Here is a 16,569-nt window from a genome sequence, read left to right on the forward strand (position 1 = left end):
GCGCCTCGGTGGCGCGGGGTCATCGCAGTAATGATCGCCATGACCGCGATGCGGCTGGTCTACGCCTCCGCGCTCGATCTGCGCACCGACGAGGCCTATTACTGGACCTGGTCGAAGGAGCACGTGCTCTCGTTCCTCGACCATCCCCCCATGATCGCCTGGTTCATCCGTTTCGGCACGGCGATCTTCGGCGACACCAATCTCGGCGTGCGCTTCAGCGGCATCGTGGCGATGCTGGTGATGCAGCTGTTGCTCGCCGACATCGTTCGCCGCGTCACCGGCAACAATATCCGTGCCGTCATTCTGGCACTGCTGCTCCCCGAAGCCGCGCTGTATTACGGACTGTTGATGGCCAAGGTGGCGCCCGACACCGCGATGATCCCGTTCGCGGTGGCGATGCTGTGGTCGCTGGTGCGGCTTGCGCAAAGCAATGACGGGCGCTGGTGGCTCGCCACGGGGCTGTTCGCCGGGCTGGCGCTGCTGTCGAAATTCACCGCGATCATGCTGGCGCCGGCGGTGCTGGCCTTTGCGCTGGTGCCGGACTGGCGGTGGCGCTGGTTGCGCAGCCCGTATCCCTATCTCGCCGCGATGATCGCGATCGCGGTGTTCTCGCCGGTGCTGATCTGGAATGCCGAGCACGACTGGGCCTCGTTCCGATTCCAGGCGGTGCGCGCCACGACGGAAGGCTCCTTCCTGCTGCGCACTGTCGGCGAGTTCGTCGGCATGCAGGTCGGCCTTGTCGGCTTCGTGCTGTTGCCGGTCACGCTGTTCGGCGCGGCATTGACGGCATGGCGCGGTTATCGCGGTCGCGAGCCGGTCGCGATCCTGCTGTCGACAGCGGTGCTGGTGCCGTTCGCATACTTCTTCTGGAAGTCGCTGACGCTGCGGGTCGGCGATACCTGGCCTATGTTCCTGTGGCCTGCCGGCTTTGCGGCCGTTGCCATCAACGTCACGCGGATGCCGTTCGAGGGCTGGTCGGTCCGCTTGGTCAAATCGACCGTGTTCTGGGCGCGGACCGCGGTGACGTCGGGCATCGCCTTCGTGGTCTGCGTGTTCCTCTATTACATGGTGGTGCCGTGGAATCTGACCGGCCATACCGATCCGATCGGCACCGAGGCCGGCTATGACGTGGTCGCCGCGCGCACCGAGGCGCAATTGCGGGCCACCGGCGCGACCTGGGTCGCGACCACGGATTATCGCACCTATGCGATGCTGCGCTGGTTCCTGAGGGGGCGGGTGCCCGTGGTCGAGATCAACGAACGCGGCCGCTACCAGGGCTTTGCCGATCCCGGCATGAACATGATCCGGGATCATGTCGGCCTTTATGTCGGGCGCGAGCCAGAGAACAATCTGCCGCTGTGGAACGAGACCACCGCCGTGCGGCAGCCGCTGGAGCGCGTGGTGCGGAGCTGGCGCGGCACGGTAATGGATACCTATTCGCTGGAGAAGATCAGCGGCTGGACACCCGATTTGTCGCCGCCGCCGGACACGACCTTCTTCCGTTGGCGCGTGCTGGTGATGCTGATGGAGCCGGTGCCGCCGCGTCGAGTCTCCCTCGCCTCGCTTGCGGGGAGACGGCGGGGTGATGGGGAGTCTCCGCAAAGACAGTGACGGTCAGGTCTGCGGAGGCTCCCCTCACCCGGAATTTGCGCTTCGCATAAGTTCCGGCCTCTCCCCGCAAGCGCGGCGAGGCAAAGGTCTTACTCCTCTTCCTCGCGCTTGCGCAGCAGATCCTTGGCAAGGTCGGCGAGGGCCGGGCGCGGCAGCGCGTTGAACGGAAGCGGGCGGGTGACGTCGATCGCGGCAAGGCCGAGCCGCGCGGTCAACAGGCCGTTGAGCACACCTTCACCGAGCCGCTGCGAGAGCTTTGCGGCGATGCCGTGGCCGAGCATCTGCTGGATCAGGCTGTCGCTCGCAGCCATGCCGCCGGTGATCGCCAGATGCGCGATCACGCGGCGCATCAGGCTGATCATGCCGAGTGTGCCGAGCCGGCCGCCATACAGCCGCGCCAATTGCCGGATCATCCGCAGCGCGGACACGAACACGAACAGCACATCGATCGCAGCGCGTGGGCTGACTGCGGTGACGACGGACACGCGCTGCGCCGCCGCCGAGACCAGCCGTCGTGCATCCTCGTCGAGTGGCGCCATTAATTCGCGCTCGGCCAGTCGGACCATGTCGGCGCCATCGATGATGTCGTCGGTGTGGCTCCGCAGTGTGTTGCGGGCGCGCGCGAGCTGCGGGGTCTGGTGCGCGAGCTTGAGCAGGTCGGCGACGATCGTCCGGCTCGCGGCGCGGTCGTCGCTGGCGAGCACCTCGGCCGCGCGCAGATGCAGCTTCTCGATGGTCGCAAGCCGCGCCAGCCCGATCGCCTCGCGCGCGATCACGACCGCCAGCGCAAACGCCGCGACGATCGCAAAGGCCAGCCCGAGGAAGCCGAGGCCCCGATTGCGTGCGAACAGGTCCTCGATCAGGTTGACGACACCGAGCCCGGTGCCGAGCAGCACGAGGCCTGCGACGGCGCCCCAGAACAGTGCGCCCCAGCGGAAACCGCGGCGCACCGGCAGCAGCGGTGCATCGATCGCAACGGGCAGTTGCGGCGGCTCGGCCTCGGGCACGATCTGGACCGTGCCGCGGGCGAAGCGGCCGCGGTCCTCCGGATCCATCACGACCACGCCGGGATCGTCGAGCTTGAACGTCGCCGGCCGCCGGTAAGGCGTCTTCTCGTTCATCGCAGTTTGTCTCCGATCAGGAACTGGAGGGCGCGGTCAAGGCGGATGTGAGGCAGCGTGGGCTCTCCGTCGCCGTTTCTTTCCAGCTTCGGGGGGCGGAAACGCAGGAAGCGGTAATCGGCCGCCTCGGCACCCGCGCTGGAGAGGCCGCGGAATTCGCCCCGGAACAGGGCCTCGGGATTGTCGGGCAAGTCGCCCGGAAAGGTCGCGACCTCAGCCTCGCCGTCCAGCGTCTCGCCGTTGGCGACCTCGCCCGGCGCTGGCGTGCCGAGGATCGAGGGCAACGTGTCGCGGCCGCGCTGCACCTGCGCCTCGCGGGTGGCGCGCACCGCGGCGAGCGCCACCACGTCGATCGCGGCACCGGCATATTCGGCGCGCTCGGCGGCCTTGGCCACGATCCGCCGCAGCACGGCCTCCAGCCGGTCGTGGCTCTGATGATGCAGATGGTCGGCCTTGGTGGCCGCGAACAGGATGCGGTCGATGCGCGGCCGGAACAGCGCGCTCAGAATCGTGCTGCGGCCGATACGGAAGCAGTCGAGGATGCCGGCGAGCGCGGCCTCGAGGTCGTGCAGCGCCTCCGGTCCCGCATTGAACGCGGCGAGAGCATCGGCCAGCACGATCTGGCGGTCCAGCCGCGCGAAATGGTCGCGGAAGAACGGGCGCACCACGACATCCTTGTAGGCTTCAAAGCGCCGCCGCATCATCGCCCAGAGCGAGCCGTCGGGTGCGCTCCGGCCCACGGGCACCTCGAGCGGCGCGAAGGTCAGCGCCGGCGTGCCGGCGAGATTGCCTGGCATCAGGAAGCGGCCGGGCGGCAGCAGGCTCATCGCGAAGCGTTCATCGCGGCAGGCGCGCAGATAGTCGGTGAACAGTCTTGCTTGGGCGAGCGCGGCCTGCTCGTCCTCTTTACCCTCGGGCGCGAGCGTTGCGAGATGCGCATGCCACGGCGCGGCGAGGGCGGCGCGCAATGGCTCGCGCGACAGCGCCAGGCTCTCTGCCGACCATTGCTCATAGCTCTTGTTGAGCAGCGGCAAATCGAGCAGCCACTCGCCGGGATAATCGACGATGTCGAGGGTGAGGGTGCGATCCGCGCCATTTTGCCGCTGATAGTCGATCACAAGTCTGAGCTCTGAAATGTCGGTGGTCGAGCTCGGCCAGCGCCGTTCCTCGATCAGGGTGCGGACATGGTTCTCATAGGCGAAGCGCGGCACTGCGTCGTCGGGCTGCGGCGCGAGACGCGCGCGGGCGATCCGCCCCGAGGCATAGGCCTCGAACACCGGGAGGCGGCCGCCGCGCGTCAACCCATGCACCAGGGCTGTGATGAACACCGTCTTGCCGGCGCGCGACAGGCCGGTGACGCCGAGCCTGACCGTCGGGTTGAAGAAGCCCTCGCCATAGTCGAGCAGCGCCCGCGCCGAGAGACGCGCTTCCTCGACGATGTCAGAAAAACTGGGGGCCATGAAGGACTGGAGAAACCCGGCGGGAGAGGCCAAATAAGGCGGGCGGTCACCCGCAAGGTGGCGATTATCGGGCCAAAATCAAGCTTCACATTTCCGGCGCCTTTGCAGGCGAGGGGTTGAGCGCGCTGCGGCTCCGGTGATACCGATGTTTAATTGGTACTGAGGAAAGCGTCCTGGAATGACGATCTTCCGCCTGAAGCAACTCGCATCGACCTCGATCCACGCGGCCGGCGCTGCGCTGTGGAACTATGACCGCGCCGAGCTGATCGCGGACGGCGTCGTTCATATCGTCGGCGTCTGCTTTGGGCTGGTCGCCGCCACCGCGTTGATCGTGCTGACCGCGGTCTATGCCAGCGGCTTCGACATTGCCGTGGTGTCGGTCTATGTCGCCGGCCTGCTCGCGATGCTGGGGCTGTCGGCGACCTATAATCTTTGGCCGGTGTCGCGCGCGAAATGGGTGCTGCGGCGCTTCGATCACTCGGCGATCTATCTATTGATCGCGGCGACCTACACGCCGTTCATCGTGGAACTGAAGAACAGCTATTTCGCGATCGCGCTGCTCGTCGGCGTCTGGTGCGTGGCGATCGTCGGCATCTGGCTGAAGCTTGCCTATCCCGGCCGTTTCGACCGCCTCTCGGTCGGGCTCTATCTCGCGATGGGCTGGAGCGGCATCATGCTCCGTGACGCTGTGGTGAAGGCATTGCCGGGCATGGCGCTCGGCTTCGTGCTCGCCGGCGGCATCCTGTACAGCCTTGGCATGATCTTCCACACCTGGCGACGGCTGCGCTTCCAGAACGCAATCTGGCACTGCTTCGTGCTGCTCGGCGCGGCCTGCCACTACACGGCCGTGGTTGACGTCGTGCTGGCGAGCTGAGCGTCAGGCCGACCACATCGGCATCCGGACCCGGCGACGGGTCCGTGCAAAATCGCGGCCGCTCTCTTTCGAAAAGATCATGCATCGGCAAAAGTTGGGTTATCATGATCCCTCTTTGTTGGAGCATCTGTTCGGAAAACCGGCTTCCATTTTTCCGGATCATGCTCTGGGATCAAGATATCGGGAGGATAGCCATGCAGGTGGCTGGTAAAATCGTGGTGGTCACCGGCGGTGGCAATGGCATCGGCAAGGCGCTGTGCGAGGCGTTCCATGCCGCCGGCGCGTCCAAGGTCGTGGTGGTCGATCTCGATCATGCGGCCGCCGAGAAGGTCGCCGCCTCGGTCGGCGGCGCCGCGTTCAAATGCGATGTCGGGCAGGAGAAGAACGTCCTGCATGTGATCGAGGCGACCGAGCGGATGTTCGGCCCGATCGCACTGTTCTGCTCCAATGCCGGCATCGGCGGCGGCTTCGATCCGCTGTCGGTGAATGCCGGCGGCACCTCGGACGAGCCGTGGTCGCGGAGCTGGGCGATCCACGTCATGGCGCATGTCTATGCCGCGCGGCATCTGGTGCCACGCATGAAGGCGCGCGGCGGCGGATATTTCCTGAACACGATTTCCGCCGCAGGCCTGCTGTCGCAGGTCGGCAGCCCGGCCTATTCGACCACCAAGCACGCGGCGGTCGGTTTCGCCGAGAACCTCGCAATCTCGCATCGTGCCGACAACATCAAGGTCTCGATTCTCTGCCCGCAGGGCGTCGACACCAACATGCTGCGCTCGATCCCGAAGGGCCCGCAATCCGGCGACGGCGATCTGACGCCGGAGCAGGTCGCGCAGGACGCGCTGAAAGGCATTGAGCAGGAGACGTTCCTGATCCTGCCGCACCCGCAGGTGCTCGGCTATATGCGCAAGAAGACCGAGAACTACGACCGCTGGATCGGCGGCATGGCCAAGATCCAGGCCAAGATGCGCGAGGCGCACGGGAAGTAATCGAAGGCAAGGGTGGCGAGCGCGTGCGTTGCAGCCTCACCGTGATTGCGAGGGGGAAGGTGTCGCTGGCCGTTCGTGTAAGGTGAGCACACAGGTCAGGCTCCCTCCCCCGCAAGGGGGGAGGGAGCCTGCCACCGGTGCGTCCCTTACGTGTTTGCGGAGGCGTCGATCGCTTCGCTGCATGGCACGGAGAAAGCAACGCTTTGCGGCTGCCGCGCGGCGTCTGTTGCCGTCACTTGATCAGCGCGATCGCCTCGCGAAACCGCATGTGCTCCGCGGTTTCCAGCCATTCGAACACGACCATCTCGGTGGTCACGATCTCGGCGCCATGCCGCTCCATGCGGCGGATTGCGGTTTCCTTGTCTTCGAGGCGGCGCGAGCCGAGCGCGTCGCGTACCACGTAGACCTTGCGCTTCGCGTCGAGCAGACCCAGCACGGTCTGCTGCACGCACACGTGTGCCTCACAGCCCGCGACGATGACATGCCTCTCGCCGGCGACTGCCTCGAGGAATTCAGGCTCGCGGACGGCATCGAACGTCATCTTGTGGATCAGGCGGGCCTCGTTGACCGCCAGTTCGGCGACGGTTGCGCCGAGACCCCTCGCGTTCTGCTCGGTGAAGACGGTCGGAATGTTCATCAGCTCCGCCATGTCGATCAACCGCCTGGCGTTCCTGATCGCCGAGGCGCCCTCATGGATCGCCGGCGTCAGGCGGGACTGGAAGTCGACGATCAGGAGCAGCGATCGTCGTGGATCGATCGTCAGCATGGCGTCACTCCTTGCCGAGTTGCGCGATCTTGTCGCGGAGATAGGCGTCCATCAGATCGGGCGCCGAGGCGCCGAACATCCTGATACGGCCGGTGTGCAGCAACAGCAGCAGGCCGGTCGCGTGAGCGAAGCAGTCCACCATCACAGTGTTGGCCTTCTGCCGTGATGCGCCGAGCGCTTCGGCGGCTTCCGCGATCGGATGCAAGGCAGCCTCGAGTGCGGCGTTCAGCTCCCGGTCGCGATCGTGGCCGAGCCCGGCCGGTTTCATGCCGCCCCGGAACAAATAGAAGCCGAGGTCGAGGTCGCGCGGATTGTCAGCATAATAGCGGAAGAAAGCCATGCCTGCCGATTGCAGCCGTTGTCTGGCACCTCGCGTCGCCGCGACAGCGGCGCTGACGGCTTCGCCCAGCGAGGCCAGCGATTGCCGCAGGACCTCGGCATAGATCGCTTCCTTGGAATCGAAGTGGAAGTAGAGCGCTGCCGGCGTGTAGCCGGCGCGCGTCGCGATCGCCCGCAGGCTTGCGCCTTCGAGGCCTTCTTCCGCGAACACGCTGCGCGCCGCGTCGAGAATCAGCTCCCGCTTGTGCCGGCTGACCGCTTCCTTCCTGTTCTCGCGCGTCTGCATCGTCGGCCGATTCCATCCTTGACTCGATTCTAACGTCGTTAGATAATTTAACAGCGTTAGAAAAAATGAGCAAGGGAGGAGCGCTATGCTGATGACGGCCGCCGACTATCGGGAGTCCTTGCGCCGCTACAAGCCGCGCGTGTTCGTCAACGGCAGTGCCGTTGCGAGCGTCGCGGACGAGCCCTTGTTGGCCCCCGGCATCGCGGGCGTCGGCGTGACCTACGATTTTGCCCATCGCGCCGAGTATGCGCCGATCATGACGGCGCGGCAGGGCACCTCGGGCAAGACCGTCAATCGCATGCTCCACATCAACGAGAGCTCGCAGGACTTGCTCTACAAGCTCGAGGCGGTGCGGCTGGTCTGCAGAACGTCGGGTTGCGCGCAGCGCTACCTCACCCACGATGCGCTGAACGGCCTCTACCAGGCGACCAGGCTGACCGACGATCGCCACGGCACCGACTACAGCCAGCGCTTCCTCAATTATCTGCACGAGGTCCAGGACAGCGACCTGACGCTCGGCGTCGCGATGACAGATGCGAAGGGCGATCGTTCGAAGCGCCCGGGCCTGCAGGCCAATCCGGATGTCTATGTCCACATCAAGAAACGCCGGAAAGACGGCATCGTGATCCGCGGCACCAAGGCGATCGTCACAGGCGCGCCCTACATGCACGAATTCCTGGTGATGCCGTGCCGGACCCATATGCCTGATGACAAGGATTTTGCGGTGTGCTGTGCGGTGCCGATCGATGCGCCCGGCGTCACCATCATCGCGCGTCCGGCCGGCCGTCCCGGCGATGCGTCGGCAAGATTTTCGGCGAAATATGGCCAATCCGTCGGCGTCGTTGTCTTCGACGACGTGTTCGTGCCGCATGATCGCGTCTTCCTCGCCGGCGAGACCGAGGAGGGCGGTTTCCTGACTACGTCCTACGCCACGCACCATAGGCATTCCTGCATCGGCGCGCGGGCCGGGTTCGGCGATCTGCTGATCGGCGCGGGTGCGCTGATGATCGAGGCGAATGGGCTCGATGCCGAGAAGCATGCGCATATCCGCGAGGCGATGGTCGAACTCATCACCATCACCGAGAGCTTTTACGCCTGCGGCGTCGCGTCCTCGGTCTATTGCACGAAGGACCCGGCCGGCTCGGTGATGCCGGATGCGGTGTTCTCGAACATCGGCAAGCTGCTGCTGGCGACGAAGATCTACGACATGCACCGCGTGGCGCATTACGTGTCCGGCGGGCTGATCGTCGCGCTGCCCGGCCCGGACGAGGACCACAATCCGGAGACGCGCGCCTCGCTCGCCGCAGTGATGGGCGGCCGTCCCGATATTCCAGCCGAGCAGCGCGCCGAGGTGGCGCGGCTGATCGAGGACCTCACCGTGTCCCACGAAGCCGGCTGGTATTCGGTGATCTCGCTGCACGGCGGCGGCTCGCCGGAAGCGATGAAGCGGGAGATCTGGCGCAATTATCCGGTCATGGAGAAAGCCGAATTGGTTGAGAACCTGCTCGGCCGCGGCCTCGTCGACGAAGGACGCCGGGTGTCAAAACAGCCGGGTCGCTGCTGCGCCACTGGCTGCGAGGTGCCGGAGCCGTTTACGCGGGTGTTGGAACGGGAGCCTGTGCCCTCGCACTGAAGCGCGACGAGGTTGGGTTGCATATCTGCTGCGATGGCGGTCTGCTCCCTCTCCCGCTTGCGGGAGAGGTGCAGGCAGTCTGCCGCAAGATCGATTAAACACGGCTCCATTGTGTTCCAATGATGAGGACTATCGCCGCTGCACTCAATTCTTCTGCGCGTAGAGCAGCGGCACGGCGGAATCCACCATCACCTCAATGAGGCTCGCGCCCTGGTGCGAGAGGCCGCGCTTGTAGGCGCTGGCGAGGTCGGCCGATTTCGTCACCCGCACCGCGTCGCAGCCCATGCCTTCGGCGAGCTTGACGAAATCGATGCCGGGCAATTCCAGGCCCGGCACGTTGCGCACCTGCATCACCTGGCTGAACGAGCGCATCGCGCCGTAGCCGGAATTGTTCATGACCACGACCGTCAGCGGCAGCTTGCGTTGCGCCGCGGTCCACAGCGCCTGGATCGAATACATCGCCGAGCCGTCGCCGATCAGGCAGACGGTGCGTCCCTCGCAGCGGCCGAGCGCCATGCCGACCGCGGCGGGCAGGCTGTAGCCGAGCCCGCCGCTCGCCATGGTGTAGAAGCTGTCCTGACCGCGCATCGGCATCACCTTCTGCATCAGGGGACGGTGCGACGGCACTTCCTCGACCAGCGCATCCTGAGGGCCCATCGCGGCCGAGAGCGCATGCAGCGCGTATTCGGCGGGGATCGGGTCGCTTCTGGCGGGCGCCGGCGGCAAGATGCGGCCCGCGGGTGCGGCACGCTTCGTCTCGGGCAGCATGTCGAGCAGTGCCGACAGCGCCGGCTTCATGGTGGCGATGATGCTGCGACCCGTGGGCGTCATCGCGGCGGCGTCGGGATCGTCGGTGACCTGGAAGATCGTGGTCGATCCGTCGAAGATCGCGGCATGGCCCTCGACATGGAAGGTGAACACCGGCGCGCCGATCACGACCACGAGATCATGATCGCGGAGCGCATCTGACAGCTGGCCGGGTGAGGCATGCAGGAAGCCGGCGAATTGCGGATGGCGCTCGGGGAAGGAGCAGCGCGCCGAAAACGGGCTGACCCAGACCGCCGCCTTGGCCTTCTCGGCGACCTTCACCATCAGATCGACGGCCTCTGCGCGGTCGACGGCAGGGCCGACGACGAGCGCAGGGCGCTTGGCGTCGCCGAGCGCGGCCGCCAGCGCCTGCATCGCGGAGGGATCGGGGCCGATCTCGCGGCTGACCTGGCGCGCCTCGAGCGGCTGCGTCGCATGGGTCCAGTCGTCGATCGGCACCGAGACGAAGGTCGGCCCGCACGGCGGCTGCATCGCGACATAATAGGCGCGCGCGATCGCGGCCGGGACGTCCTCGGCGCGCGCCGGCTCGACGGCGAACTTCACGTAAGGCCGCGGAAATTCGCTTGCACGCTCCGCATAGAGGAACGCCTGCAGCGGCATGATCGAGCGCGCCTGCTGTCCCGCGGTGATCACGAGCGGGGTCTGGTTGCGATAGGCGTTGTAGATGTTGCCGAGCGCGTTGCCGACGCCGGCCGCCGAATGCAGATTGACGAAGCCGGCATTGCGCGTTGCCAGCGCATAGCCGTCGGCCATGCCGACGACGGAGGCCTCCTGCAGGCCGAGCACGTAGTCGATGTCGTCGGGCCAGTCGCTCAGGAACGGCAACTCGGTCGAGCCGGGATTGCCGAACACGCGTCTGATGCCCCACGCGCGGAGGAGGCCGAAGGTGGCGTCCTTGACGGTGACGGCCTTGCCTTTCGTGGCGGCGGGCTTGCGGGATGACATCGGGCGGCTCCCATTTCCGGTTTGTTCCGTTCCGTCATTGCGAGGGGCAAAAGCGGAAAGGCAATCCACCTGTCGATGGATTGCCTGGTGAAGTCAAGCCGCCGCCGCACTCATAGTTGCCGAGGCAACGGCTAAAATTACGTGCGGCGTCTAGTCGGTCTTCTGCAATGCGGCCGTCTGCTTGGCGAGCTGCCTGTCGAAATCCTGTTCGAGCCCTGCCACATAGGTCACATTTTCGCCAGGCTTGACGAATGGGTTCGGCGCACCATCCTTCATTTGCGCGCGCTTGGCCTGCATGCCGTAGACCTCGGGATGCGGCCCGAGCAGCACGTCGACCTTCATGGCCTTGACCTTGGCGAAGGTCGACCGGTAGTCGTCGACGATGCTTGGATAGGTCGGATGGCCGACCAGCCGGTTCAGCGCGACCGTTCCGCTGCAGAAGAACAGCACGTTGCGCTCCTGGTCGCCGTCCTTGACCGTCATCTCCCAGCTCGTGCAGCCGGGCGAGTGGCCGGGCGTCGCGTGCGCGGTCAGAGTGGCGTCGCCGAGCGTCACCTTGTCGCCTTCCTTGACCGTGCGGTCCACCTTTACGGGCGCAAAGGCAAGATCGGCGTTGTTCTCGTCGCCGGGATAGTAGCCGCCCTCGAGCAACGGCTTGTCGCGCTCACCGGCAACCAATTGCGCGCCGGTCTCCTTCTTGATCTCGGCGAAGCCGCCGGTGTGGTCGAGATGGGCATGCGAGTTGAGGATGTATTTGATGTCGCCGACCTTGAAGCCGAGCTTGCTGATGTTGTCCTTGATCATGCCGGTTGACTGCTGCATCGCCGTGTCCATCAGGATCAGGCCCTGCGACGTCTTGATGATGTAGACCGCGATCCCGTCGGTGCCGACGTAATAGATATTGCCGATCAGCCGGAACGGCTCGAACGGCGCGGTCCACTTCTTCATGACAACAGCCATGAAATCCTTGAGCGTCTGTGCCTGTGCACCGGTTGCGATCAGCGTTAGCGCGCACAGCGCGGCCGCGAGCGTCCTCATGGTTGCCTTCCTATCAGTTCTTATTGTTATTCGATCGCGGCACTATGCGTGGTGTCGCCATCGATCGCAATCGACGTCGTTGCGGAGGCCCAATGCGGAATCAGATGATGTCACGCAGCAGGGCAATCAAGCGGTTGCACTGCTCGTCGGTTCCGACGGTGATGCGCAGGAAGTCCTCGATCCGTGGTTTCTGAAAATGCCGGACGAGGACGCCGCGCTCGCGCAGCCGGGCCGCAAGCTCCGCACCGCGATGGCCGGGATGGCGCGCGAACACGAAGTTCGCGAGCGACGGCAGCACCTCGAAGCCCAGATCGGCCAGGCCGTGAACCAGCGTCTCGCGGCTGGCGATGATGCGTCGGCGCGTCTCCTGAAACCAGCCGTCGTCCTTGATGGCGGCAGCCGCGCCGGCGAGTGCAAAGCAATCCAGCGGATAGGAGTTGAAGCTGTCCTTCACCCGCTCCAGCGCCTCGATCAGCGGGCGCTGGCCAATGGCGAAGCCGACGCGCAAGCCCGCCAGCGCGCGCGACTTGGAGAGCGTCTGGATCACAAGCAGATTGTCGTGGCGCGCCACCAGCGGCACGGCGCTCTCGGCGCCGAAGTCGACATAGGCCTCGTCGACCACCACGAGCTGGTCGGGATGTTCGGTGACGAGCGCCTCGATTGCGTCGCGCGGCAGCGCGATCCCGGTTGGTGCGTTCGGGTTGCACAGCAGGATGGCGCTGCACGGGCGCCGATAGTCGGCAAGCTGCACCCGCATCGCGACATCGAGCGGCACCGCCTCGTGGCGGATGCCGTAGAGGCGGCAATAGACCGGGTAGAAGCTGTAGGTGACGTCTGGGAACAGCAGCGGCGCATCATGCTTCAGCAGGGCCTGGAAGGTATGCGCCAGCACCTCGTCCGAGCCGTTGCCGACGAACACCTCCTCGGGCGCGACGCCATAGCGGGCCGCGATCGTCTCGCGCAGTGCGGTCGCGCGCGGATCGGGGTAGAGCCGCAGCCGATCCGTCGCGGCGGCGATCGCGGCCAAGGCGTGCGGCGACGGTGCGTAGGGGTTCTCGTTGGTGTTGAGCTTGATCAGGCCATCGATCTTCGGCTGCTCGCCGGGCACGTATGGCGACAGATTGTGGACGACCGAACTCCAGAAGCGACTCATGATCTGCGGACCCAAAGCGTTTTCGAGCGAAGTGGATACCGGTGCGCGTGAAGAAAACGCGTCAAGACAGGAATCTGGAACATTGGTTCTGATTCAATCAGAACCGATATTCCAGGATGGATCGCACTACAGTACGGGATGTCCGGCCTTCGCGAAAGCCGGAGGTGCCGTGGCCTCCTCCGAGCCTTACCAGGTCGCCGTGCCCTTCATGGTCGGCTGCCCTTCCGCATTCGCGATCCACAGCTCCAGGCCGCCGTCCTTCTCGCTGGCATTGATCGAGAACTCGCTGCCCTCGAACAGCGGCTGCACGCCGCGATAGACCAGCTTCTTCGGCGGCTTGCCGCCACGCAGCCTGGCGGCGAATTCGACGATGAAGGCGGCCTGCAGCGGGCCGTGGAAGATCAGGCCGGGATAGCCCTCGACCTTGGTGACGTAGTCGCGATCATAGTGGATGCGGTGGCCGTTGAAGGTCAGCGCCGAGTAGCGGAACAGCAGCACCGGATCGGAGACGTGGCTCTCGCGATGCTGCGCGACCGGGCGAGGTGGCGGCGCCTTGGCGGGTGCCGAGGACTGCGTACTCGTCATCTCGCGATAGACGATGTCCTGCCGCTCACGGATCGCCAGTCCGCGCGACGTCGTCACCTCGTGGTTGACCGAGACAAAGCACAGCGTGCCGGTCGAGCCAGACTTCACCGTCACATCCGATATGCGCGACGTCCGCTTCGGTTCGTCGCCGACGCGCAAGCTATCGAAGAATTCCAGCTCGCCGCCGGCCCACATCCGGCGCGGCAGCGGCACCGGCGGCAGGAAGCCGCCGCGGGTCGGGTGGCCGTCCTGGCTCAACTGCGACATCGGAAACACCGGCTGCGCCAGGCACCAATGCGTGGTCCACGGCGCGGCGTCGCCTGTCTTCGGCTCGCCGATCTCCTGGAACAGCGTCGCGCGCAGGCCCATCACCAGATGGGCGGTGACGACGTCGGAGGCCTCTTGGGTGCGGCCGATCCATTGGCGGAGATGATCGAGGTCGAGTTTGTCGGTCATGATTGTCTTGCCCGGGCTGAGAGATATCTTAGCGTGACAGAGTCGGTCTGACGGCAGGATCCGTGCACCTCCCCCGCAAGCGGGAGAGGGGGCGCAGCTCGCTCGCGGTTGCGATTAGACCTTCTCATCACATCCTAACGTTTGGTGCGCTCGCCGATCGCAGGCACCTTGCCGTAGTGCCTATCCTCGCCGACGACGATCGCGGCCGGCGCCGGATAGCTGACGCGGCCGTTCGGCGTGTCGACCGCGATGCGGCGGAGATGCGGGTGGGTGGCGAGGTCGGCCATGCTGTTGACCTCGGCAAAGGCGATGTCGGCCGCCGCGAGCTTCGCCAGCAGCTCCTCGCGCGTCAGTCTGCCGAAGGCTTCGGCGACGATCTGGTCGGTCAGCGCGCGGTTGCGCACGCGCTCGACCATGTTGGCGAAGCGCGGATCGTCGGGCAGGCCAGGCTGGCTGAGCACCTCGGCGCACAGCTTCTTCCACTCGCGCTCGCTCTGGATCGAGATCAGGATCTCCTTGCCGTCCTTGGAGCGGAACACGCCATAGGGCGCGATCGAGGGATGGGCGAGGCCGATCCGCTTCGGCGGCTTGCCGTCCTCGGCATTGAGCAGCGGCACCGTGAGCCAGTCGGCCATCACGTCGAACATCGAGATGCGGATGTCTGCGCCCTGGCCGGTGCGGCCGCGCCCGATCAGTGCTTCCAGGATCGAGGCATGCGCCGTGGCGCCGGTCGCGACGTCGACGATCGACATGCCGACGCGCGAGGCGCCTTCCGGACCGCCGGTGATCGAGGCAAGGCCACTCTCGGCCTGGATCAGCAAGTCATAGGCCTTGCGGTCGGCATACGGCCCGGTGTCGCCGTAGCCGGTGATCGTGCACATGATGAGCTTCGGATAGGCCTTGCGCAGTCGCTCGCGCGAAAAGCCGAGCTTGTCCATCGAGCCCGGCTTGAGGTTCTGCAGCAGCACGTCGGCGCCTGATATCAGTTCCTCTAGCGCGGCGCGGCCTTCCTTGGTGGCGAGATCGATCACCACCGAGTCCTTGCCGCGGTTGAGCCAGACGAAATAGCTGCTCTGGCCTTTGGCGGCGGCATCGTAGCCGCGGGCGAAATCGCCCTCGGGCCGCTCCACCTTGATGACATGAGCGCCGGCATCGGCCAGCCGCGACGAGCAGAACGGCGCGGCAACCGCCTGTTCGACGGCGATGACGGTCAATCCTTCCAACGGCAACATGATGCGAACTCAGTAGGAGCGAGGCATGCCGAGCACATGCTCGGCCACATAGGACAGGATCAGATTGGTCGAGATCGGCGCCACCTGGTACAGCCGCGTCTCGCGGAACTTGCGCTCGACGTCGTACTCTTCCGCGAAGCCGAAGCCGCCATGGGTCTGCACGCAGGCATTGGCCGCTTCCCAGGAGGCGTCCGCCGCCAGCATCTTGGCCATGTTGGCCTCCGCGCCGCAGTCGAGGCCGGCTTCATATTTGCGGGTGGCTTCCTTCACCATCAGCTCCGCCGCGCGCATCGCGGCATAGGCCTTGGCGATCGGGAACTGGATGCCTTGATTTTGGCCGATCGGCCGGCCGAACACGCTGCGCTCCTTGGCGTAGCTGGTCGCCTTCGCGATGAACCACTTGGCGTCGCCGATGCATTCGGCCGCGATCAGGATGCGCTCGGCATTCATGCCGGACAGGATGTAGCGGAAGCCCTTGCCTTCCTCGCCGATCAGGTTCTCCGCCGGCACCTTCATGTCGGTGAAGAACACCTCAGTGGTGGCGTGGTTCATCATGGTTCTGATGGGGCGGATCTCCAGCCCCTTGCCCTTCACCTCGCGCATGTCGACGATGAACACCGAGAGGCCGTCGGTGCGCTTTCTGGACTGCTCCTTCGGCGTCGTGCGCGCGAGCAGGATCATCAGGTCGGAATATTCGGCGCGGCTGGTCCAGATCTTCTGGCCGTTGACGACGTAGTGGTCGCCCTCGCGGCGCGCAAAAGTCTTCAGCGAGGAGGTATCGGTGCCGCTGGTCGGCTCGGTGACGCCGAACGCCTGCAGCCGCAATTCGCCGGTCGCGACCTTCGGCAGGTACTTCGCCTTCTGCGCGTCGTTGCCGTGCCGCAGCACCGTGCCCATCGTGTACATCTGGGCGTGGCAGCCGCCGCCGTTGCAGCCGGCGCGCTGGATCTCCTCCAGGATCGCCGCGGCCGCCGACAGTTTCAGGCCGGCGCCGCCGTATTCCTCGGGGATCAGCACGGAGAGGTAGCCGGCTTCCGTCAGCGCATCGACGAACTCCTTCGGATAGGCCATCTGGCGATCGAGCTTGCGCCAATATTCGCCGGGGAACTGCGCGCAGAGCTTTGCCACCGCGTCGCGGATGTCGGAATGGTCGTCGAGTTGTGGGTCGTGTGCGGTCATGATGTTGTCTTGCCGAGAGGTTGCGCCAGAGCGTTTTCGAGCGAAGTGGGTACCGGTTCGCGTGAAGAAAACGC

14 protein-coding genes are annotated in these 16,569 nt (G+C 65.6%); 4 read left to right on the forward strand and 10 right to left on the reverse strand.

Going from position 1 to position 16,569, the window contains the following annotated elements; genetic code table 11:
• The first annotated feature begins 30 nt into the window (after positions 1–30).
• A complete protein-coding gene (locus MTX23_RS07635; protein ID WP_280976002.1) occupies positions 31–1,611 on the forward strand; it encodes a glycosyltransferase family 39 protein in 1,581 nt (526 codons plus the stop codon).
• A gap of 89 nt (positions 1,612–1,700) precedes the next feature.
• Here MTX23_RS07635 and MTX23_RS07640 read toward each other — a convergent pair whose 3' ends face one another.
• Positions 1,701–2,732, reverse strand: a complete 1,032-nt coding sequence (locus MTX23_RS07640; RefSeq protein ID WP_280976003.1) for a TIGR01620 family protein — start codon at positions 2,730–2,732, stop codon at positions 1,701–1,703.
• A complete protein-coding gene (locus tag MTX23_RS07645) occupies positions 2,729–4,192 on the reverse strand; it encodes a YcjX family protein (protein ID WP_280976004.1) in 1,464 nt (487 codons plus the stop codon). The genes MTX23_RS07640 and MTX23_RS07645 overlap by 4 nt, the downstream gene beginning before the upstream one ends.
• A 178-nt stretch (positions 4,193–4,370) precedes the next feature.
• Here MTX23_RS07645 and MTX23_RS07650 point away from each other — a divergent pair, with 178 nt between their 5' ends.
• Complete coding sequence (locus MTX23_RS07650) at positions 4,371–5,066, forward strand: hemolysin III family protein (protein ID WP_280976005.1); 696 nt, start codon at positions 4,371–4,373, stop codon at positions 5,064–5,066.
• Positions 5,067–5,260: 194 nt separating this feature from the next.
• Positions 5,261–6,055, forward strand: a complete 795-nt coding sequence (locus tag MTX23_RS07655) for an SDR family oxidoreductase (protein ID WP_280976006.1) — start codon at positions 5,261–5,263, stop codon at positions 6,053–6,055.
• Between the two features lie 232 nt (positions 6,056–6,287).
• Here the strand turns inward: MTX23_RS07655 and MTX23_RS07660 are convergent, their stop codons facing one another.
• Both MTX23_RS07660 and MTX23_RS07665 read right to left on the reverse strand, forming a co-directional pair.
• Complete coding sequence (locus tag MTX23_RS07660; protein WP_280976007.1) at positions 6,288–6,821, reverse strand: isochorismatase family protein; 534 nt, start codon at positions 6,819–6,821, stop codon at positions 6,288–6,290.
• Between the two features lie 4 nt (positions 6,822–6,825).
• Positions 6,826–7,446: a TetR/AcrR family transcriptional regulator gene (locus MTX23_RS07665; RefSeq protein ID WP_280976008.1), complete on the reverse strand. Its 621-nt coding sequence runs from the start codon at positions 7,444–7,446 to the stop codon at positions 6,826–6,828.
• An 85-nt stretch (positions 7,447–7,531) separates the two neighbouring features.
• On the opposite strand from MTX23_RS07665, the gene MTX23_RS07670 reads away from it, so the two are divergent.
• Positions 7,532–9,079, forward strand: a complete 1,548-nt coding sequence (locus tag MTX23_RS07670; RefSeq protein WP_280976009.1) for a 4-hydroxyphenylacetate 3-hydroxylase N-terminal domain-containing protein — start codon at positions 7,532–7,534, stop codon at positions 9,077–9,079.
• Positions 9,080–9,223: 144 nt separating this feature from the next.
• On the opposite strand, the gene mdlC is transcribed toward MTX23_RS07670, so the two are convergent.
• The 6 genes from mdlC to MTX23_RS07700 form a co-directional block, all read right to left on the reverse strand.
• Entirely contained in the window at positions 9,224–10,852 is a 1,629-nt protein-coding gene (gene mdlC, locus MTX23_RS07675; protein WP_280976010.1) for a benzoylformate decarboxylase, read from the reverse strand.
• Between the two features lie 150 nt (positions 10,853–11,002).
• On the reverse strand, positions 11,003–11,890 hold the full coding sequence (gene blaBJP / locus MTX23_RS07680; RefSeq protein ID WP_280976011.1) for a BJP family subclass B3 metallo-beta-lactamase: 888 nt from the start codon (positions 11,888–11,890) through the stop codon (positions 11,003–11,005).
• A gap of 100 nt (positions 11,891–11,990) precedes the next feature.
• Positions 11,991–13,043: a histidinol-phosphate transaminase gene (gene hisC, locus MTX23_RS07685; RefSeq protein WP_280976012.1), complete on the reverse strand. Its 1,053-nt coding sequence runs from the start codon at positions 13,041–13,043 to the stop codon at positions 11,991–11,993.
• Positions 13,044–13,229: 186 nt separating this feature from the next.
• Positions 13,230–14,084: a MaoC family dehydratase N-terminal domain-containing protein gene (locus MTX23_RS07690; RefSeq protein WP_280976013.1), complete on the reverse strand. Its 855-nt coding sequence runs from the start codon at positions 14,082–14,084 to the stop codon at positions 13,230–13,232.
• A 134-nt stretch (positions 14,085–14,218) separates the two neighbouring features.
• Positions 14,219–15,316 (reverse strand): CaiB/BaiF CoA-transferase family protein, encoded by a 1,098-nt coding sequence (locus MTX23_RS07695; RefSeq protein WP_280976014.1) that lies wholly within the window; start codon positions 15,314–15,316, stop codon positions 14,219–14,221.
• Positions 15,317–15,325: 9 nt separating this feature from the next.
• Positions 15,326–16,495: an acyl-CoA dehydrogenase family protein gene (locus MTX23_RS07700; RefSeq protein ID WP_280976015.1), complete on the reverse strand. Its 1,170-nt coding sequence runs from the start codon at positions 16,493–16,495 to the stop codon at positions 15,326–15,328.
• Positions 16,496–16,569 lie beyond the last annotated feature (74 nt).

Origin of the sequence: Bradyrhizobium sp. ISRA436, from assembly GCF_029910015.1 — a bacterium.
Taxonomy (GTDB): Bacteria; Pseudomonadota; Alphaproteobacteria; order Rhizobiales; family Xanthobacteraceae; genus Bradyrhizobium.